General features: G+C 67.2%; 16 protein-coding genes. All 16 read right to left on the bottom strand.

The features are described 5' to 3' along the window. Positions 1-265 precede the first annotated feature (265 nt). Complete coding sequence (locus ACVCMB_RS16645) at positions 266-2,092, bottom strand: DUF885 domain-containing protein (RefSeq protein ID WP_447105745.1); 1,827 nt, start codon at positions 2,090-2,092, stop codon at positions 266-268. A 180-nt stretch (positions 2,093-2,272) separates the two neighbouring features. Then, the gene (locus tag ACVCMB_RS16640) at positions 2,273-3,484 is read right to left on the bottom strand and encodes an ABC transporter permease (protein ID WP_447105744.1); all 1,212 of its coding nucleotides are present in this window, start codon (positions 3,482-3,484) and stop codon (positions 2,273-2,275) included. An 86-nt stretch (positions 3,485-3,570) separates the two neighbouring features. Beyond that, complete coding sequence (locus ACVCMB_RS16635; protein ID WP_447105743.1) at positions 3,571-4,893, bottom strand: ABC transporter permease; 1,323 nt, start codon at positions 4,891-4,893, stop codon at positions 3,571-3,573. 117 nt (positions 4,894-5,010) lie between these two features. After that, positions 5,011-6,240: an ABC transporter permease gene (locus ACVCMB_RS16630; RefSeq protein ID WP_447105742.1), complete on the bottom strand. Its 1,230-nt coding sequence runs from the start codon at positions 6,238-6,240 to the stop codon at positions 5,011-5,013. Positions 6,241-6,251: 11 nt separating this feature from the next. Then, a complete protein-coding gene (locus ACVCMB_RS16625; RefSeq protein WP_395116941.1) occupies positions 6,252-7,559 on the bottom strand; it encodes an ABC transporter permease in 1,308 nt (435 codons plus the stop codon). A 120-nt stretch (positions 7,560-7,679) separates the two neighbouring features. Then, positions 7,680-8,936 carry an ABC transporter permease gene (locus ACVCMB_RS16620; RefSeq protein WP_395116939.1) on the bottom strand — a complete coding sequence of 419 codons (1,257 nt, stop codon included), beginning with the start codon at positions 8,934-8,936 and terminating at the stop codon, positions 7,680-7,682. Between the two features lie 90 nt (positions 8,937-9,026). Then, positions 9,027-10,343 (bottom strand): ABC transporter permease, encoded by a 1,317-nt coding sequence (locus ACVCMB_RS16615; RefSeq protein ID WP_447100783.1) that lies wholly within the window; start codon positions 10,341-10,343, stop codon positions 9,027-9,029. Between the two features lie 141 nt (positions 10,344-10,484). After that, on the bottom strand, positions 10,485-11,726 hold the full coding sequence (locus tag ACVCMB_RS16610) for an ABC transporter permease (protein ID WP_447100784.1): 1,242 nt from the start codon (positions 11,724-11,726) through the stop codon (positions 10,485-10,487). Positions 11,727-11,736: 10 nt separating this feature from the next. After that, the gene (locus tag ACVCMB_RS16605; protein WP_395116933.1) at positions 11,737-13,047 is read right to left on the bottom strand and encodes an ABC transporter permease; all 1,311 of its coding nucleotides are present in this window, start codon (positions 13,045-13,047) and stop codon (positions 11,737-11,739) included. A 67-nt stretch (positions 13,048-13,114) separates the two neighbouring features. Beyond that, the gene (locus ACVCMB_RS16600; protein ID WP_395116931.1) at positions 13,115-13,831 is read right to left on the bottom strand and encodes an ABC transporter ATP-binding protein; all 717 of its coding nucleotides are present in this window, start codon (positions 13,829-13,831) and stop codon (positions 13,115-13,117) included. A gap of 245 nt (positions 13,832-14,076) precedes the next feature. Next, entirely contained in the window at positions 14,077-15,348 is a 1,272-nt protein-coding gene (locus ACVCMB_RS16595) for an efflux RND transporter periplasmic adaptor subunit (RefSeq protein ID WP_447105741.1), read from the bottom strand. Between the two features lie 182 nt (positions 15,349-15,530). After that, a complete protein-coding gene (locus tag ACVCMB_RS16590) occupies positions 15,531-15,938 on the bottom strand; it encodes a hypothetical protein (RefSeq protein ID WP_447105740.1) in 408 nt (135 codons plus the stop codon). Positions 15,939-16,138: 200 nt separating this feature from the next. Beyond that, entirely contained in the window at positions 16,139-16,339 is a 201-nt protein-coding gene (gene hemP / locus ACVCMB_RS16585) for a hemin uptake protein HemP (RefSeq protein ID WP_395116925.1), read from the bottom strand. Positions 16,340-16,424: 85 nt separating this feature from the next. Beyond that, on the bottom strand, positions 16,425-17,396 hold the full coding sequence (locus ACVCMB_RS16580; RefSeq protein WP_447105739.1) for a potassium channel beta subunit family protein: 972 nt from the start codon (positions 17,394-17,396) through the stop codon (positions 16,425-16,427). Positions 17,397-17,528: 132 nt separating this feature from the next. Next, the gene (locus tag ACVCMB_RS16575) at positions 17,529-18,758 is read right to left on the bottom strand and encodes a lipase family protein (protein ID WP_447105738.1); all 1,230 of its coding nucleotides are present in this window, start codon (positions 18,756-18,758) and stop codon (positions 17,529-17,531) included. After that, positions 18,724-19,368: a DUF6795 domain-containing protein gene (locus tag ACVCMB_RS16570; protein WP_447105737.1), complete on the bottom strand. Its 645-nt coding sequence runs from the start codon at positions 19,366-19,368 to the stop codon at positions 18,724-18,726. Before ACVCMB_RS16570 ends, ACVCMB_RS16575 begins: the two co-directional genes overlap by 35 nt. Between the last annotated feature and the right edge of the window lie 19 nt (positions 19,369-19,387).

Genomic DNA, 19,387 nt, shown 5'->3' with positions numbered 1-19,387 from the left:
CGTTTTCTGCACATGCGGACATGGATGCCGCTCGTGTCCGCAAGGTTGCCATGACTAACGAACTATTCAAGCACCGGATTGCCGCCCCGGCGAACCGGGGCGGCAATCCACTCAGACCTCCCCTGCGTTCCCGCCGAGCGTAGCCCGCGCAGCGGGCGGAGTCGAAGCGCCCACCGACGCAGCCAAGCCATCACTGGAACGTCCTTCGACTTCGGCCTTCGGCCTACGCCCAGGACAAACGGGGTTTGCACAAGCGCCCTTCCAATCAGATCGCCGCCGGATGCGCCGGCGCCTTGCCGGCCTTCACCGCGGCGATCCAGTCGTTGACGCGGTCCTCCAGCACGTCCAGCGGCAGCGCGCCGCCGCCGAGGATCTCGTCGTGGAAGGCGCGGATGTCGAACTGGTCGCCCAACGCCTGCTTGGCTCGCGCGCGCAACGCCAGGATCTTCAGCTCGCCGGTCTTGTACGCCAGCGCCTGCCCGGGCCAGGTGATGTAGCGGTCGGTCTCGGCCTGCACGTCCGGCTCGTCCTCGCTGGAATGGGCGTGGAAGAAATCGACCATCTGCTGGCGCGTCCAGTGCTTGTAGTGCACACCGGTGTCGAGCACCAGGCGATCGGCGCGCAGCAGCTCATCGGACAGGCGGCCGTAGTCGGACAGCGGGTCCTTGTAGAAGCCCACCTCCTTGCCCAGCTGCTCGGCGTACAGCGCCCAGCCCTCGACATAGGCGGTGTAGCCGGCCTGCTGGCGGAACGGCGGCAGCTTGGGCAGGCTCTGCGCGATCGAGATCTGCAGGTGATGGCCCGGAATGCCCTCGTGGTAGGCGGTGGATTCGATGGTCAGCACGCTGCGGTTGGCGAAATCGCCGGTGTTGACGAAGATCTGCCCGGGCCGCGAGCCGTCCGGCGTGCCCTGATGGTATTCGGCCGCCGCGGCCTCCTTCTCGCGGAACTTCTCAACCGGCTTGACCACCACCTCGGTCTTGGGCAGGCGCCCGAACAGTTTGGGCAGCTCCGGCTCCATGCCGGCGATGTAGCCGCGATAGCGATTGAGGATGTCCTCGCGCGAGGTGGCGTGCGTCTTCGGGTTGGTCTTCAGCGAGGCGCGGAAACTGGCCAGGTCCTTGAAGCCCTGCGCGTGGGCGATCTTCGTCATTTCGCCCTCGATGCGCTTGACCTCGGCCAGGCCGATCTCGTGGATCTGCTGCGGGGTTTCCCTGGTAGTGGTCATCTGCTCGACCTGGAAGCGGTAGATCGCCTCGCCGTTGGGCAGATCCCACACGCCGGGCTGGCTGCGCCCGTGCGGGGCATAGTCGTCGGCCACGAACTTGCCCAGTTTTGCGTAGGCCGGGCGCACGTCGTGGTCGATCGCGGCGACGATGGCGTCATGCAGGCGCTTCTGGTCGGCCGCCGAGACCGACTTGGGAAAATGCTTCAGCGGCTCGGCGAACACGCTGTCCATGCCGGCCGGCTGCTCGATGCTGGCGATCTGCTTGACCACTTTTTCCAGCAGGTACTTCGGCGGCATCATCTTGTCGGCCATGCCCTGTCGCGCCACCGCGGTGACCTGGTCGAACAGCTTCGGCACTGCCTTCAGGCGCGCCAGGTAGTCGTCGTATTCCCTGGTGCTGCTGAACGGGATCGAGCTGACGAAACCGGCCAGCGCGATGTGCACGCCGCTCATCTGGTCCAACGGCATCTCGTAGAGCTTGAGGTCGTAGGAACGCAGCGAATCCTTCAGCTGGCGCACCATCAACTGCTGGTTGAGCTTGTCGCTGTCGGGGAAACCGCTGGTGTCGATCGCCTCGAAGCGCTTGAGGAAATCCTGCGTCGCCTGATGGTCCGCGCGCATGTGCGCCAGCGAGACATCGCTCCAATGATCGTTGTAGCGCAAGTCGCCCAGGATGGTGGCGAACTCGGGGCTGTTCTTCAGCGTGTACTCCCATTGCTCCGCCAGCAGCGCGTTGAGCGTCTGCACGCGACTGGCCACGTCGCCCTTGGCGACGGACTGCGCCGCGGGCGCCGCCTGCAGCGGAGCGGCCAGGGTCACCGAGCCCGCGAGGGCCAGACAGATCAACAACGGCAGGGTTTTCATCGGCAGCGTCCTTTGGGTCGTGGTGAATCGATACGGTGGATTGTGATCGCGTCGAGGGGCGGTCAGCCCGTGCCGGAATGCACGGAGCCGGGAAGGGGGAATCGGGGAATCGCAAGGCCGTGACGCTTCACGCTCTGGTCTTTCCCGTTTCCCATTGCCGACCCTCCATTCCCGGCACCGCTACCCCCTCGTCGCCACCACCGGCGGCACGGCCGCGGCGCGCAGCGCAGGACCGAGCACGGCGAGCTGGCCGAGCAGCCACAGTGCGACGGCGCCGATCGGCAGGTAGGCCAGCGGCAGGCGCGGCAGTTCGTAGTGCGTCATCAGCAACAGATTGAGTGCATAGGCCAGCACCATGCCCAGCACGATGCCGAAGCTGACGATCAGGAAGTTCTCGGTCTGGAAGTAGTGCAGGATGTCGCGGCGGGTGGCGCCGATGGCGCGGCGGATGCCGATCTGCCGGCGCCGCTGCGCCACCCAGAAACTGGCCAGGCCGACGATGCCCAAGGCGGTGACCAGCAGCAGCGCCACGATCACGCCCACCAGCATGCCGATCATCGCGCGGTCCTTCTGGAAACTGCGGGTGCGCAGGTCGCCGAGGGTCTGCGTGCCGTCCTGGTCGAGCACGGCATCCGGGGCGATCTTCGCGATCGCGGCGCGGGCATCGCGCAACACCCGCGGCAGGTCCGTCGGCGCGGCGCGCAGCAGGTAGCTGCCGGAGAGATAGACACTCGACTGCGCCGGCACGAACACCGACCAGTCGCGGCTGTCGCCGGGCCAGCCGCCCGGGTCGGGTCGCACCAGGTGGTCGATCACGCCGACCACGCGAAAGTGCGACTTGTCCAGCCAGAATTCCTTGCCCAGCGGATCGGCGCCCGGCCACAGGTGCTCGGCCAGTGCCCGCGTCACCTGTACCGAGGCGTCGTCCGGCATCAAGGCGGTGAACGGACGGAAATCGTCGGGCTGCGGATTGCGCCCGGCAACCAGCCGCGTGCCCAACGCCGAAAGGCTGCCCGGGCCACCGACGTAGAACTCGACCACGCCGCCGAAGTGCTTGCCGGCCATGTCCGTGGTGATGCCCGCGGTGCCGCGGCGCGCGCCGAACGGGATGGAGTTGAGCAGGCTCACCGACTGCACGCCCGCAATGCTGCCCAGCCCGGCCAGCACCCGGGCGTTGAGGTCGACCGCGTGCGCGTTCTCGTAGCCGGCCAGTTGCACCGTCGCCAGCGAGGCCTCGTCGACGCCGCTGTCGACCTGGATCGCGTCGATCCGGCCGGCGATCAGGAAACAGGCGTTGCACAGCACCGCGCAGGCCAGCGCGATCTCCAGCGCGATCAGCACGGTGGCCATGCGATGGCGGCGCAACGCGGCGAGGATGGGTCGAATCTGCATGTCTCGTTACCTGATGCCTGGTGAAAACGGTGCCTGTCTGAGATGTCCGGCCAGGGATGGCCGGGCTCCTGCGCAGGAACAGCGCACTACAAAGTCTTTAGCTGAAGGCCCGGCGCCACCCGGCTGGCGCGGAACGCCGGCAGGACCCCGGCCAGCAGACTGGCGGCGATCGCGGTGACGAAGGTGGCGACGAACATCGACACGTCCAGGTGCGCCAGATCGGCGTACGCCACCGGCTGCCGGCGAACCAGCCACAGGCCGAGCAGAGTCAGGCCCAGGCCACCGATGCCGCCGATCAGGCCGACCAGCCCGGCCTCCACCAGGCATTGCGCGAACACCGCGCCGCGGCTGGCGCCGAGCGCGCGGCGCACGCCGATCTCGCCGCTGCGGCGCAGGAACTTCGCCAGCAGCAGGCCGATCATGTTGAACAGGCAGATGGCGAGAAACGCAAACGCCAGCCAGGTCTGCAGCCGCACGTCGCCGGGCACCACGCCGTTGTAGTCCAGCCATTGCATCAGGCTGCGCAGGCGCGTGTTCTGCGGCCGCACGATGCGTCCCAGCGCGGCCTGCTGCGCCGCGTAGCCATCCAGGAACTGCTTGTACGCGGCGACCTTGCCGGCGTCGCCAAGCTGCACCCACAGGCGCACCCACGCACACGGCGAGTTCTGCAGATGGCCCGGCCGCTCGGGCATGTGCCAGCAGGTGAACTGCTGGAAGTTGCCGTCGTTGAGTTCGAGACCGGTGAAGAACGGCGTGAACACGTCCTGCGTCTTGCCGTAGAAGTCCGCGGTGTCGCCATTGGCAAAGCGGCCGCCGGCCACGGTGTAGAACACCGGCGACGGGCGCCATGGACGCAGCACGCCGACGATGCGCACGTCCGTGTCGCGCAGGCGCAGCACCTGGCCGACACTGTCGCGGCCGCCGAACAGCTTGTGGTTGAGATCGTCGGAGATCACCGCCACCCGCGCGTGCCGGGCATCGTCATCCGCGCTCCAGCCGCTGCCGTAGCGGAACGGCACGTCGAACATCGGGAAGAAGTCGCTGGTGGTGGACAGCATGCTCGGCATCAAGGTCGGCAGGTTGACCCCCGGCGCGCTCAGCCGCACCGGGCTGTCCACCACCAGCGCCTGGGCATCGGCCCGATGCGCGCCCCACAGGTCCACTGCCGACTGGTAATCCATCACGTCCAGCGGCTGCTTGAAATCGCCGGGCGTCGGGTTGCCGTCCACCTGCGGATAGAACAGCGTGCCGCTGCGCGTGGGCACCGGGTCGCCGGAGAGCAGATGCATCACCGTCAACGTGGTCATGCTGGCGCCGATGCCCACCGCGATGGCGATGACCATCAGCGCGGTGAGCACCTTGTTGCGCTTGAGGCTGCGCAGGGCGAGATCGAGGTAATAGGTGAACACGTCCGAATTACTCCTGTTGACTCGTTCTTTCGCAGGAGCACGCTCGCGGGCGATGCTCCTGCTCAAATGCGCGACGCAGATCAAATCAAGGGCATCGCCCGCGAGCGGGCTCCTGCGTCACACCGACCTCGTTGCCACGACAGGCGGCACCGCCGCGGCGCGCAGCGCCGGACCGAGCACGGCGAGCTGGCCGATCAGCCACAGCGCGATCGCGCCCACCGGGAAATAGATCGCCGGCAATCGCGGCAGCTCGTAGTGCAGCATCAGGAACAGGTTGATGGCGTAGGCGAGCACCATGCCGAGCACGATGCCGATCGTGGCCAGCAGCAGGTTCTCGGTCTGGAAATAGTTGAGGATGTTGCGGCGCGTTGCGCCCAGCGCGCGGCGCACGCCGATGGTGCGCCGGCGTTGCGCCACCCAGAAACTGGCCAGGCCGACGATGCCCAGCGCGGTGACGATCAGCAGCGCGGCGATCGCGCCCACCAGGATGCCGGCCATCGAGCGGTCGTTCTCGAAGAACTTGTCGCGCACTTCGTCGTAGGTGCGCTGCTCGGTCACCACCCGCCGCGGGTCGGCTTTCTTCAGCGCCGCCACGGCGGCTTTCAGCACGGCCTGGCGATCCTGCGGGCGCGTGCGGATCAGGTAGCTCTGGTCCTTGCCGGCGCCCATGAACATCGGCAGGATCATCGAGTAGTGCGCGGTCGCGTCATCGTAGGCATTGGCGCGCGCCAGGTCGGCGACCACGCCGACCACGCGCACGCCGACCGGGCCGACGTAGATCGTCTTGCCGAGCGCGTCGGCGCCCGGCCACAGCCGTTGCGCCATGGCCTGCGTGATGACCGTGACCGGTGCGATGACCTTGGTGTCGCCGGTGGCCAGCGCCTTGAGCACCACGTCGGCGTCGAGCACCTCTTCGGGCTGCAGGTGGCGCCCCGCCAGCAGGCGCAGACCCATCGTCTGCGCCAGGTTCCCGCCGAAATAGGTGCCGGCGCTGAGGGTCGGCTGGCGTTGCTCCGGGTCCAGCTTGATGCTGGCATTGGACGAGGAGCCGCCCAGCGGCAACTGGTTGACCAGCGCCACGTCCAGCACGCCGGGCACTTGCCGGATCACGGCAAGATCCTCCCTTGCCCGCGCGTAGATGTCCGGCGATGGCGTCACCTCGGCCAGCTGGATCTGCACCAGCGCATGTTCGTCGATGCCGGTGGGCATCTCCATGTGCTGCAGGCGGTGGTTGATCATGAACACCGCGTTGCACACGATCGCGCAGGTCAGCGCGATCTCCAGGATCAGCAGCCAGGCGGTGGTCTTGTGCCGCCGCAGCGTGGAGAGGATCGGTCGCAGTTCCATGTCGGTAACCCTCAGTTGCTCTTGAGCTGCAGGGCCGGCGGCACCTGGCAGGCGCGCCACGCCGGCAGCATGCCGGCCAGCAGGGTCGAACCCAGCGCCAGCGCGAAGGTGGTCAGCAGCATCGTGCCGTCCAGGTGCGCCAACGCGGCATAGCTGGAGGGACGCTGGCGCACCACCCACAGGCCCAGTCCCGCCAGCAGCAGGCCGCCCACGCCGCCCACCACGCCGATCACGCCGGACTCGACCAGCAGTTGTCCGAACAGCGAGCGTTTGGAGGCGCCCAGCGCGCGCCGCACGCCGAGGTCGCCGGCGCGCCGCATGAACTTGGCCAGCATCAGCCCGACCGTGTTGACCAGGCACACCAGCAGGAAGCCGAACGCCAGACCGGTCTGCAGGCGCACGTCGTCGGGCACCACCCGTTCATGGGCCAGCCACTGCATCACGTTGCGCAGGCGCACGTTCGGCGCCTTCGCGAAACGCCCCAGCGCCTTCTGCTCCTGCGAGTAATGCACCAGGAACTGCTGGTAGTCGGCCGCCTTGGACGAGCTGTCCAGCTGCACCCAGAACTGCAGCCACACGCAGCTTTCCGAGGGGTAGATCCGGCCCACGCCACCGGCGCCCCTGCCCCAGCAGTCGTTGGAGCCGTTGTGCTCCATCTTCAGATCCAGCGCCGTCTGCAACGGCACGAATACCTGCTCGGCGCGGCCGTAGGAGCCGGTGTTGAGATCGTAGAAGTGCGGGTTGGGCTCCCAGTCGTCGAGCACGCCGACGATGCGGAAGCTGGCGTCGGCGATGCGCAGGTTGCGGCCCACGCTGTCGGCGCCGCCGAACAGGCGCTCGTTGAGCTCGCCGTTGATCACCACCTCGCGCGCCTTGGCCTCGTCGTCGGCGGCGTTCCAGCCGCGGCCGTAGCGAAACCGCGTGCCGAACATCGGGAAGAAGTCGGCAGTGGTGTAACGCGACTCCACGTAGAACGGGTCCACGGCCGAGGAGTCGGGCTGGATCGGCACGGAGCCGCCGGTCATCAGCGCCTGGCGATCGGCGCGCCCGGCGTGCAGCAGGTTCAGGCCATCGATCAGGGTGACCTGCTCCGGCGGCTCGACCCCGGGCAGCTGGCCACTGTTGTCGCGCGGGTCGATCTGCGGGTAGTACAGCGTGCCGCTGCGCCCCGGCAGCGGGTCGCCCGACAGCACGTGCAGCACCGTGAGCGTGGTCATCGACGCTCCGATACCCAGCGCGATCGCCAGCACCATCAGCGCGGTGAGCGCCTTGTTGCGCTTGAGGCTGCGCAGGGCCAGGTCGAGGTAGTAGGCAAGCACCTTCGGTGTCTCCTTCGGAGGAGGGAACAGGAAATGGGGAGTCGAGAATGGGAAAAGCCGTGGCGCCCGGTGGTTGCTCTTGCCGATTCCCTGTTCCCTGTTCCCCATTCCCGGCCCAAATCACGCCGCCCGCGTCGCCGACACCGGCGGCACGTTGGACGCGCGCCGCGCGGGCACGAACACGGCGGCCTGGCCGATCACCAGCATGGCCAGCACGCCGACGAGCACGTAGGACACCGGCAGGCGGGTCATCTCGTAGCGCGTCATCAGCCACAGGTTCAGGGCTATCGCCAGCGCGATGCCGAGCAGTACGCCGATGCCGGCAATCAGCAGGTTCTCGATCTGGAAGTAATGCAGGATGTCGATCTTGCGTGCGCCCAGCGCGCGGCGCACGCCGATCTGGCGATGACGCTGGCCGACCCAGAAGCTGGTCAGACCCACGATGCCGGCGGCAGTGACCGCGACCAGGATCAGGCAGATCACCCCCATCAGGATCGCCATGCCCACGTCGGCGCGATACGCCTTGGCGCGGATCTCGCTGAAGGGCCTGACGCTGTCGTCATCGAGCACGCGCAGCGGATTGACCTTGTACAGCAGCGGCGTCACCGCGCGCATCACCGTGTCGAGCTGGCCCGGCCGCGTACGCACGGCGTAGCGGGCAAAGTTGGCGTCGAGCCGGGTCGGGATCAGCGTCGAGTACCACGCGAAATCGTTGCCCCAGCTGCCGCTGGCGGGCGTCTGCATGCGCTCGACCACGCCGATGATGGTGGTCGGCGCATTGCTGCCGTCGCTGTAGATCACCTTGCCCACCGCGCCGCCGTTCGGGAACAGCTTGTCGGCCAGCGCCTTGGTAATGATCGCGATGGGACGCGGCGGCTGGTCGCGGAAGCCCTGGTGCTGCACGTCGCCGGCGGTGAACGCGCGGCCGGCCACCAGCTTCAGGCCCAGCGTATCCAGCGCCTGGTCGTCGGTGAAGTAGTACGCCGTGCGGGTGTTGTCCTTGCCGCCGAGCTTGGCGCCCGGATCGTGCGACATCGAGCCCGTCCACGACGAGTTGAGCAGCGGCAGCGAATTGATCGGCGCCACCGACGTCACGCCGGGCAGGTTGCGCAACGCGGCGAGATCCTCGCGCTGCATGGCGTCGAGCTTCTCCACGCCGTCGGCGGTGTCGGCGCTGGGCGCGCCCACCCATTGCTGGGTGACCAGGAACAGGTTGCTCTCATCCAGCCCGGTGGGCCGGTTCACCCGCTCGATGCGCTGGCCGATGATGAAGATCGCATTGCACACGATCGCCAGGGTCAGCGCGATCTGCAGCGAGATGAGCACGGTGCCGGCCTTGTGCTTGCGCAGGGCGGCGAGGATGGGATGCAGTTTCATGATGTAGTTCCTTGTCGCACCGTCAAATGGAACGGGTTTTCTTGAGGAGTGCGGCCATGGATGGCCGCTTTCTCGCGCAGGGAAAGCGCATCAGTTGCTCTTCAGTTGCCAGGCGGGCTGCACCCGCGAAGCCCGATAGGTGGGATACAGGCCGGCCAGCATCGTGGCGACCACCGCCACCAGCAGGGTCAGCACCAGCAGCGACACGTCGATCCGCGCCAGCGAGGCGATGTCGCGCGGCAACACCCAGCCCACGCTGGCCACGCCGGCGCCGGTCAGCAGCAAGCCGAGCACGCCGCCGGCCGCACCGACGATGCCCGCCTCGACCAGGAACTGCGTGTAGATCGCCGCACGCGGCGCGCCGAGCGCGCGACGCACGCCGATCTCGCTGCTGCGGCGCAGGAACTTGGCCAGCAGCAGGCCCACCGTATTGACCAGGCACACCAGCAGCAGGCCGAGTGCCACCAGCAACGACACCCTGGTGTCGCTGGGCACCACGTGCTGGTTTTCCAGCCACGCCGGCACGTCGCGCAGACGGTTGTTCGGCGCCCAGCGGAAGCGCCCGGCGGACTGCTGATCCTTGGCATAGCCGTCGAGATAGGCGCGATACGCCGTCACCGCCGCGGCATCGTCCAGTTCGGCCATGAACGCGATCCACGCGCAGGGCGAATGCTGCAGGCCGACGAAGCCCGGTTCGTCCGGCACCGCGTTGCAGTTGGTATTGCCGTCGTTGGTGATGCCCGTCTGGATCGCGGTCTGGAACGGCAGGAACACGTCGGCGTCGGTGGTGGAGAAGCCACCGCTGTTGACCACGTCGTAGAAGCGCGGCTGCGGGTTCCACTGGTCGAGCACGCCAACCACCCGGTAATCGCGGCCTTCGACATTGACGATGCGGCCGACGCTGTCGATACCGCCGAACAGCTTCTGGTTGAGCTTGCTGCTGATCACCACGACCTGCGCGCGGTTGCTGTCGTCGCTGGCGCTCCAGCCGCGGCCATACCGGAACGGCACGTCCAGCATCGGAAAGAACTCGCCATACACGGCATGCCCGCTGACGTTGAGCGGATGTTTGCTGGCGTCGGTCGGCACGATCGAGGGCGAAATCTGGTACATCGCCGACTGCCGCTTGGCGCGGTGATCGCGCATCAGGGCGACCGCGTCGGTGTAGTCCATCGCGTTCGGCGGCTCGCCGTCGGGACTGCGGCCGTTCGGCCCCCACATGTCGATCTGCGGCACGAAGAGTTTGGACGACTTCCACGGAATCGGGTCGCCCGACACCGCACGGAACACCGACCACGAGGTCATCGACGCAGCCACGCCGAAGCCGATCGCCAGCACCATCAGTATGGTGAGGCCAGGGCTGCGTTTCAGGCTGCGCATCGCCAGTTCGAGGTAGTAGGCAAACATTCTGTCTCTCCGTCGTTTGAGCCCCTCTCCCGTCGGGAGAGGGGTTGGGGTGAAGGTTCGGCGTGAACGAGAACACTTCGCTCCGCCCGTACTCTCACCCACCCCTTCAGGGCCCCCTCTCCCGGAGGGAGAAGGGAAAAATCACACGCTCCGCGTCGCCTCCACCGGCGACACGCGCGAGGCGCGCAGCGCCGGCGCCAGCGTGGCGGCCTGGCCGAGCAGCACCAGCACCAGCACGCCCGCGCCCACGTAGGCCAGCGACATCCGGTCCATCGCGAAGCGGGTCACCGTCCACAAGTTGAAGGCGAAGCCCAGCACGATGCCCAGCACCGTGCCCGACACGCTGATCAGGAAGTTCTCGGTGAGGAAATAGGCGAGGATGTCGCGCTGCCGGGCACCCAGGGCGCGGCGCACGCCGATCTGCTTGCGGCGCTGGCCGACCCAGAAGCTGGTCAGGCCCACGATGCCGGCCGCGGTGATCGCCAGCAGCACCACGCTGATGATGCCCATCAGGATCGCCATGCCGCGGTCGCGGTCGTAGACCTTGTGACGGATGGTGGCGTAGTCCTGGATGCCGTCCTTCGAATCGATGATGCGCAGGCGATTCTGCGCGTACAGCGCCTTGGGCGCCTCGCGCATGGCGTCGGCAAGCTGGCCGGGCCTGGCGCGCACGATGTAGAACACGCCGCGCGAATCATCCGCCCGCAACGGCCAGATCAGCGCCTGGCCGGCATAGCCGTTGCTCCACGAGTCCACGCCCTGCCGGTGCAGCGGATCGACGATGCCGACAATGGTGGTCGGCGTGGCGCCCATCGCATAGAAACTCTTGCCCAGCGCGTCGCCGTCGGGAAACAGGCGATCGGCCAGCACCTTGCTCACGATCACCGTCGGCGGGGTGACGGCTTCCTGGGTGCCCATCACCATCACCTCATCGGGGCGGAAGTTGCGGCCCGCGACGAGATTCAGGCCCAGCGTGTCGATGAAGTGCTCGTCGCCGGTGTACACCGCGGCATCCGTGGTCGGCTTGACCTGCTCGGGCGTCATGGTGACGAAGTTGTCCCAGCCGCCGCCCCTGAGCGGATACCCGCTGGCCGGCGTGGCGTCGCGCACGGCGGGCAACTGCCGCAGCGCGATCAGGTCCGCGCGCACCTGCGCATCGACCTGGGACGTCGACTGGCCCATGTCGGCCCACATGTTGGTGATGACGAACACGTTGGCCTCGTCCACGCCGCTGCTCGCGGAGAGGTTGCCCAGTCGCTGGTGGATGATGAACAGCGCGTTGCACACGATGGCCAGCGTCAACGCGATCTGCAGCGCGATCAGCAAGGTGCCTGCCTTGTGCTGGCGCAGCGCGGTGAGGATGGGCCTGACCTGAAAATTCATGGCGCTCTCCTCAGCTCGATTTCAGTTGCCAGGCGGGTTGCACGTGTGCCGCGCGCCACGCCGGGTAGAACGCCGCCAGCACGGTGGCGATGATGGCGACGACGAACGTCAGGCCCACCAGTGAGAGATCGAGCCGGGCCAGCCGGGCGATCTCCGGCTGGAACAGGATGCCCACGCCGGACACGCCCGCGGCCGTGAGCAGCAAGCCCAGCACGCCACCGGCCAGGCCTACCGTGGCAGCCTCGACCAGATACTGGGTGTAGATCTCGCGCCGCGTTGCGCCCAGGGCGCGGCGCACGCCGATCTCGCCGGCGCGGCGCATGAACTTCGCCAGCAGCAGGCCGATGGTGTTGACCAGGCAGATCAGGAAAAAGCCCAGCGCCACCGCCAGCGAGATGCGGCTTTCCGGCGGCACCACGTGTTCGTATTCGAGCCACTGCATCACGTCGCGCAGACGCACGTTGGCGGCCCAGCCGAAGCGACCGGCGCGCTGCTGGTCGGCGGCATAGTTGGTGAGGAAACGGCGATAGGCGGCGACTTCGGCGGCGCTGTCCAGTTCCACCCACGGCGTGATCCACACGCAGTTGCTCTGCAGATAACCCTGCCAGCTCGTGTAGGTGATCGAACCGCGGCAACTGTTGCGGCCGCCCGAGCGCATCTGCAAGTCCAGTGCACGGTTGAACACCATGTAGATGTCCGGCTCGTCGGCAAACCCGCTGGTGCTGAACAGGTCGTAGAAACGCGGGCGCGGATTCCAGTGGCTGGTGACGCCCACCACGTGGTAGTCATGCCCGCCAAGGTTGAACGTGCGCCCCACGCTGTTGGCGCCGCCGAACAGCTTCCGGTTGAGTTCGCCGCTGATGACGACGGCGCTGGCTCGCGCGTCGTCGTCCTGCGCACTCCAGCCGCTGCCGAAGCGGAACGGCACCTCGAACATGGTGAAGAAGTCGGCGGTGACGGCATAGCCGTTGGCGTTCAGGGGAAGGTCGCGGTTGCCGCCCGGCATCACCGAGAGTTGCACCGGATACAACAGGGTCTGGCGCTTCGCCTCGTGCGCCCGCATCAGCGCCATCGCGTCGATGTAAGCCAGTGCTTCGGCCGGCTCGCCCTTCAGGTTCTGCTGCGGCCCCCAGCCGTCCACCTGCGGCGTGAACAGCTGCGCCGACTTGCCAGGTATCGGGTTGCCGGACACGGCCCGGAACACGGAGTACGTGATCATCGACGCGGCCACGCCGAAACCGATCGCCATCACCATCAGCGCGGTGAGGGCGGGGTTGCGGCGCAGGCTGCGCAGTCCGAGTTGGAGGTAGTAGCTGAACATGTGGTTCCCTGGAGCCGGATGCGGGATTCGCCAAGGCCGACGCGGTACGCGAGCCTTTCCGATTCCCCTATTCCCGGGTTCCCGCCCCCTGCTTCACCGCGTGGAAGCGCGGCTCCTCGGCCAGATCCACCACCTGGCCGTCGATGATGTGCACATTGCGCTGGGCGCGGGCGGCCAGCTCCGGATCATGCGTGACCATCACGATGGTGGCGCCGTCGCGGTGGATCTCCTCCAGCAGCTCCATCACGCCGCGGGCCATCTGGGTGTCGAGGTTGCCGGTGGGCTCATCCGCCAGCAGCAGACGCGGCGAGCCGGCCAGCGCGCGGGCGATCGCCACGCGCTGCTGCTGGCCGCCGGAGAGTTCGGCGGGGTAGTGCTTGGCGCGCGAGGCCAGGCCCACGCGTTCCAGCGAGTCCATGATCCGCTGCTTGCGCTCGGCCGACTTCATGCCGCGATAGCGCAGCGGCACCTCGATGTTGTCGAACACGTTGAGGTCGGGGATCAGGTTGAACGCCTGGAAAATGAAGCCGATCTTCTCGTTGCGGATCTTCGAGCGGGCGTTGTCGTTGAGGTTGCTGACCTCCACGCCGTCGAGGTGGTACTCGCCGCCGGTGAACGTCTCCAGCAGGCCGGCGATGGTCAGGAAGGTGGTCTTGCCCGAACCGGACGGCCCGGTCACGGCCACGAACTCGCCCTCCTTCACGTCGATGTTGAAATCGCGCAGCGCATAGGTCTCCACCACTTCGGTGCGGTAGACCTTGGACAGGTGGGTCATCTTGAGCATGCTGGTTCCTCGGTGGTGGTGATCTTGAGCCCCTCTCCCATCGGCGACCTTGGGAGTCCCCTTGCGGGTGAGAGGGGTTGGGGAGAGGGTTCGGCTATCGCGAGAAAGTCTGCGCAGGCCCCGTACCCTCATCCGCCCTTCGGGCACCTTCATTCGGCACATCCATGTGCCTCACCCTTCGGGCGGCTTTCGCCGTGCAAATCGGCTCTCCTGCCGATTTGTCTCCCGGGGGAGAAGGAAAATAGTCAGTTGCTTATCGCGACGGTGGCTGCGCCCTTGAAGCTGTCGGTGCCGGAGATCACGATCTTGTCGCCTTCCTTCAGGCCTTCGAGGATCTCCACCTTGTCGATGCTGGAGGCGCCGATGCGGATCGGGGTCTTCGTGGCGATGCCGTCGTGCACCAGGTAGGCGTAGCTGCCGCCGGATTCGTCGACGAAGGAGCCGCGCTGCACGGTGAGCACGTTGTCGCGCTTGTCCAGCAGCACGCGCACCGACAGGCGCTGGTTCTGGCGCAGCTGGTTCGGCGTGGTGCCGTCGAAGCGCAGCCGCGCGGCGACCTGGCCGTTGACCACTTCGGGCGAGATCGCGCTGACGATGCCCTTCCAGGTGTGGCCGTTGCCGCTGATCTCGCCGGTCATGCCGATGCCGAGGTCGCGGGCGAAACTCTCCGGCACCTGCATCTCCACCTGCAGTGCGGACAGGTCGACCACGCTGAGCAGCTGCGCATCCTTGGCCACGGTGGCCTTTTCGGCGATGAACAACTGGCCGACCTGGCCATCCACCGGCGACTTCACGTGGAGGTCGTCGACCTGGCGCTTGAGGTCGGCCACCAGCAGCAGCTGGCGGTCATGCGCCAGCTTCTTGGACTGGATGTCGAAGTTGAGACTGGCGTTGTCCATACCCAGGTCGCTGCGCGCGTGTTCCAGGGCGATGTTGGCCTTGTCCAGGGTGTCCTTGGCGCGGTCGACGTCCATGCTGGGCACGGCACCGCGGGCGAACGCCTTCTGGTAGCGGGCGAGATCGCGCTGCGCGGTCTGCAGGTCGATCTTGGCGTTGTCGTACGCCTTCTGCAGGGCGGAGCGCTGCTTGCGCGCGTCGACCTGCGCACGCAGGTAGTCGACTTGCATCGCGTCGGCGTTGCTCTGTTCCTGCGCCAGCTTGTTGGTCAGCTCGGGGCTGTCGATGGTGGCCAGCACCCGGCCTTTCTTCACCGTGTCGCCGGCGTGCACCTGCAGCGTCACCGCGCCGCCGGAGGTCGCGTACAAGGTGGGGCTGACCGCGGCCACCACCTTGCCTTCGGCGGCGATGTCGCGCACGAACGGGCCGCGCTCGACGGTCGCGAACGACAGCCGCGAGGCGCTCACCGAACCGGAGGCGGAGAACAGCCGGCCGATCCCCGGCGCCAGCCAGGCCAGCAGGCCGATCACGAGCACGCCGACGGCAGCGAGGATCAGCTGCCGCTTGCGATTGGGTTTGACCTCTACCAGTTTGTCCTGTGCCGATGTGTCGCGAATCATCGTGTCGTTCCCGGCCGCGTGCAGGGCGGCTACGCAGGAGACAGAGCAATCCGCATGCCATCGAGGCGATGCCGCGAAAACACCGTTTTTTCAATGTGTTGTGACGCACCCGTGGCGGTGGCGCAGTGTCCGCGGACAGTGCACGGACAGCCGGACGCCGCCGCTGGCGACGACCGGCGGGTTCAGCGGAGCGTGGCCGCGTCGCGGGCGATGCGCGCTGCCACGTCGCGCCCCAGCGGCGAGGCGGACGCCACGGCATCTGCGCCCAGCAATTTCAGGCCGGCGGCAAAGCGGCGCAATCGGAAACGCAGCACCCGCACCGCGGCCGGCGGCGATGCGAACGCGTCCGCGCGAGCGCCGGCCGCCGCGATGTCGGCACCAGCGCACAAGGCGTCCCAGGCCAGATAGTCGGTATCCGGCAACAGGTAGAGCCGGGCGAGCAGGCACTCGTGCGCATCGCGGCATTCCATCCACTCGCGCGGGCCATCGGCAGTGACTGCGCTGGCGAACGCCAGGATGCGCGTATGCAGCAACGGCGCGAGATCGGCGGATTCGACCAGCAAGCCCGGCAACGGCCTGCCGCGCAACATGCAGGGCATCACACTCGGCGCATACAACACGTTGCCCAGCGCCGGCAGTCCAGCCAGCCATCGCGCGGTGGACAGGCACAACCACGACCTGCACGTGGCGGCGGCCTCCTCCGATCCGCAGATGCCGGTTCGCCTGCCTGTGGCGAACTGCGCCGCCATCCGCAGCAACAGGGCGGCACGATCCAGCCGCATGCCCATGACTATTTGGTCAGGATCAGTTTGTCGTTGCGGGTCAGGCGCAGGTGGTACTCGCTGCCCTGATGCTGGATCACCAGCTCGCGCCCGCCGGCCAGCAGCAGATCGCTGGCGACCCGGCGCGTGGTGGTGGCGAGCCGCGGCGCCGCGCCGCGGTGCACGGCAGAAGGGGGAAACGGGGACGGACGCAAGGAGAGGACGGGCATCGGAGTTCCTGCGGTGGCGGACACTCAAATAATAATCATTCTCATTTGAGAGTCAACCACCCTCGCGGACTCCACGCGCGACGGGTCAGCCACCCACCGCCTGCCGCATGCGCCCGGCGAGCGCCGCATCCAGTCGCGGCAGCAGCTCCAGCGCGTCCAGGTTCTGCGCCAGCTGCTCGCGCTTGCTCGCACCCAGCATCACGGTGGATACGTGCGGGTTCAGCAGGCACCAGGCGATCGCCAGTTGCGCCAGGCTGGTGCCCAGCTCGTCGGCTATCGGCTGCAGCGCGCGCACCTGCACCAGGCGCTCGTCGCCCTCGCCCAGCACGCTCTTGCGCAACCATTCGTAGCCCGGCTGCGCGAGCCGCGAGTCGGCGGGGATGCCCCCGTCGTACTTGCCGCTCAGCAGGCCCGAAGCCAGCGGCGACCAGATCGTGGTGCCCATGCCGTACTTCTCGTACAGCGGCGCATATTCGCGCTCCACCCGCTCGCGGTGCAGCAGGTTGTACTGGGGCTGCTCCATCACCGGCGCGTAGAAATGATTCTCGCGCGCCACCCGATGGGCCTCTTCGATCGCCTCGGCCGGCCATTCGCTGGTGCCCCAGTACAGCACCTTGCCCTGGCGAATCAGCGTATCCATCGCCGCCACGGTTTCGTCGACCGGCGTGTCCGGATCGGGACGATGGCAGAAATACAGGTCCAGATAGTCCACGCGCAGGCGCTGCATGGCCTGGTGGCAGGCCTCCATCACGTGTTTGCGCGACAAGCCGCGCTGGGTCGGCAGCGGCTCGTCCACGGCCCCGAAGAACACCTTGCTGGATACGCAGTAGCTGTCGCGTGGAAAGCGCAGATCGGCCAGCACGTCGCCCATCACCTGCTCGGCCACGCCGTTGTTGTAGGTCTCGGCGTTGTCGAAGTAGTTCACCCCGCGATCGTGCGCCAGCGCCAGCATGTCGCGCGCCTCGCTGCGCCCGACCTGCCTGCCGAAGGTGACCCAGGCGCCGAACGACAACGCGGACAACTGCAGGCCGGATCGGCCGAGGCGACGATATTGCATGACGGGACTCCTTCGCGAACCAACGGGTGCAAGAAGCGCCGAGCATGGCACGGACGTTAGCGCGAGGTCACCGGCGAGTGCGGGCCGCGCCAGTGCGCTTCGGCCCCGACCCCGTGTTCACGAATCCCGCTTCTAGCGAGGGACGCCGAGCGCGCGGCGGGCGACCATGGCAAGCGAATGGTGCAGCAGACCCAGCACCCAGCGGATGAAGCTCAAGGTCATCGATGCACCCGTCGTCACCGTGCGGCCGAGGAAGCGGAAAATCGCCGCGACGATGGTCCTGAGATAGGCCGATATCTCGGCCGACAGCTCCGCCCCCTTGGCCAGCATCATGGCCAGGTAATCGAGCGCCGTCAGGCCGGCACTCACGCCCGCGCCCAGGCCCGTGAAGGCGATCAGGGCCGCCTTCTCCAGCAGCCAGGTCAGGGCCTTGCAGATCATCGCCAGCGCCCAGCTGCTGCCCTTCACGATGCCGCCGCTGCCGGCACTGACCTGTTCCAGCCAGAGCTGCACCTTCATCTTTCCATCGTTGCCGAGGTCACGGTTGCGCAACGCCGTCCAGCTCTGGTCGAGAACACCGGGAACATAGCTTTTCGCCATGCCGTGCGCGCCGAAACTGAAGATGCCCCGCGCTCCGTTGCCCAACTGGTACGCTGCGCCGGCTGCCGGTACATGGAAGAACGGAAACAGCGGAATCATCGGCACCGGATCGGCACAATGGAAAGTGCGGAAGATGTTCTGCGTGCCGACGCGATCCTCCAGACTCCCGGCAAACGCCGAACCGCCGACACGCGGCGAGCCGAAGGTATAGAGCTTGACTTGGCCCGCTCGAATGCTGGAGAAGTAATCGGCATTGAGCGTGGCAAGCGCACCGCCCAGGCTGTGGCCGACACAGTGGATCACCGTGGGATTGCGTCCGCGCAGGAACCGCGCGATCTCGGCGGAAAATGATTTCCAGGTCTCGTGGAACCCCGCATGCACCCGCTCGCCGCCGGGGCCGGGCTGGATGCCGATGTTGGCGTTGGTCAACCAGTCCACCGCGATCGCCGTGCCGCGGGTAGCGACGAGAATTTCCCTCACATGCCGGCCGATCCCCTCGGCGATGTAACCGAATCCGCCAAGCACCTTGCAGACATACAAGCCACCTGATACGCCGTTGAAGCGCGAGTCATCGACCACGTCGAACATGCCCTCGCAGCCGAGCACATCGTGGCGTTCCGCAGCCTGGGTGACCGTCTGGTCGCGCAGGGCGTAGACACCGCTTGCGATTGCCGCGGCCTGTTCGGGGGTGAGTGTGCTCATCGACCTCTCCTTGGTGATCTCGAAGTCACTGTGGTTCGCAGATGCCGAAAACCTCGCCATGACGCGCCGGCTCCGCTTCCAGCCGGCACACCAGCGAAATTGGGCGCCCGTTCAACTCGTCGTTTTCCACGTAGCCCCGCTTGTTGAGCAACCAGGCCTCGTAGCTCTTGCCGGCGTGCCTGATCAGGATCGTCTGGCGCACGTAAGGCTCGTGCGGCAAGAGCGAGCCGAAAAACGAATGCCCCCAGATCACCGGCAGCGAAAACGCACCCTGCGCGTCGGTGGTGGCCGCATCCGCGCCGGTCCGGTCATTCCACATCCATTTGTAGCTGCGCTCGATCGTCGCGCCCTCGACCGGTTTGCCATGATCGAGCACCACGCCCTTCACGGCCGAAAACAGGCACATCTTGCCCATGGCATTCGCCTCGTCAGCAGTTGTCCAGAACAGCACGCAGGCCAGCAGCATGGGCCACAGCCCGGCCCGGGAGAATCGCCAGCGAGAGCGTGTTTTCGGGAACCCGCGCGCGCGCGGCGCCTCCCGTCCCTTCCCCGACACCGCCATCGCTTCCCCCGCGGCCATTTCCATGAACTTGCGCCGCATCTGAATAGCAAAACACCCATGCCCCTGCAAGCGCGAACCGGCATCGACTTCCTTCGGCAGGCGATGCATTGCGCGACTTGCGACACAG

This window comes from Rhodanobacter sp. UC4443_H10, assembly GCF_052978325.1.
This window is presented reverse-complemented; position numbering and strand designations above follow the sequence as displayed.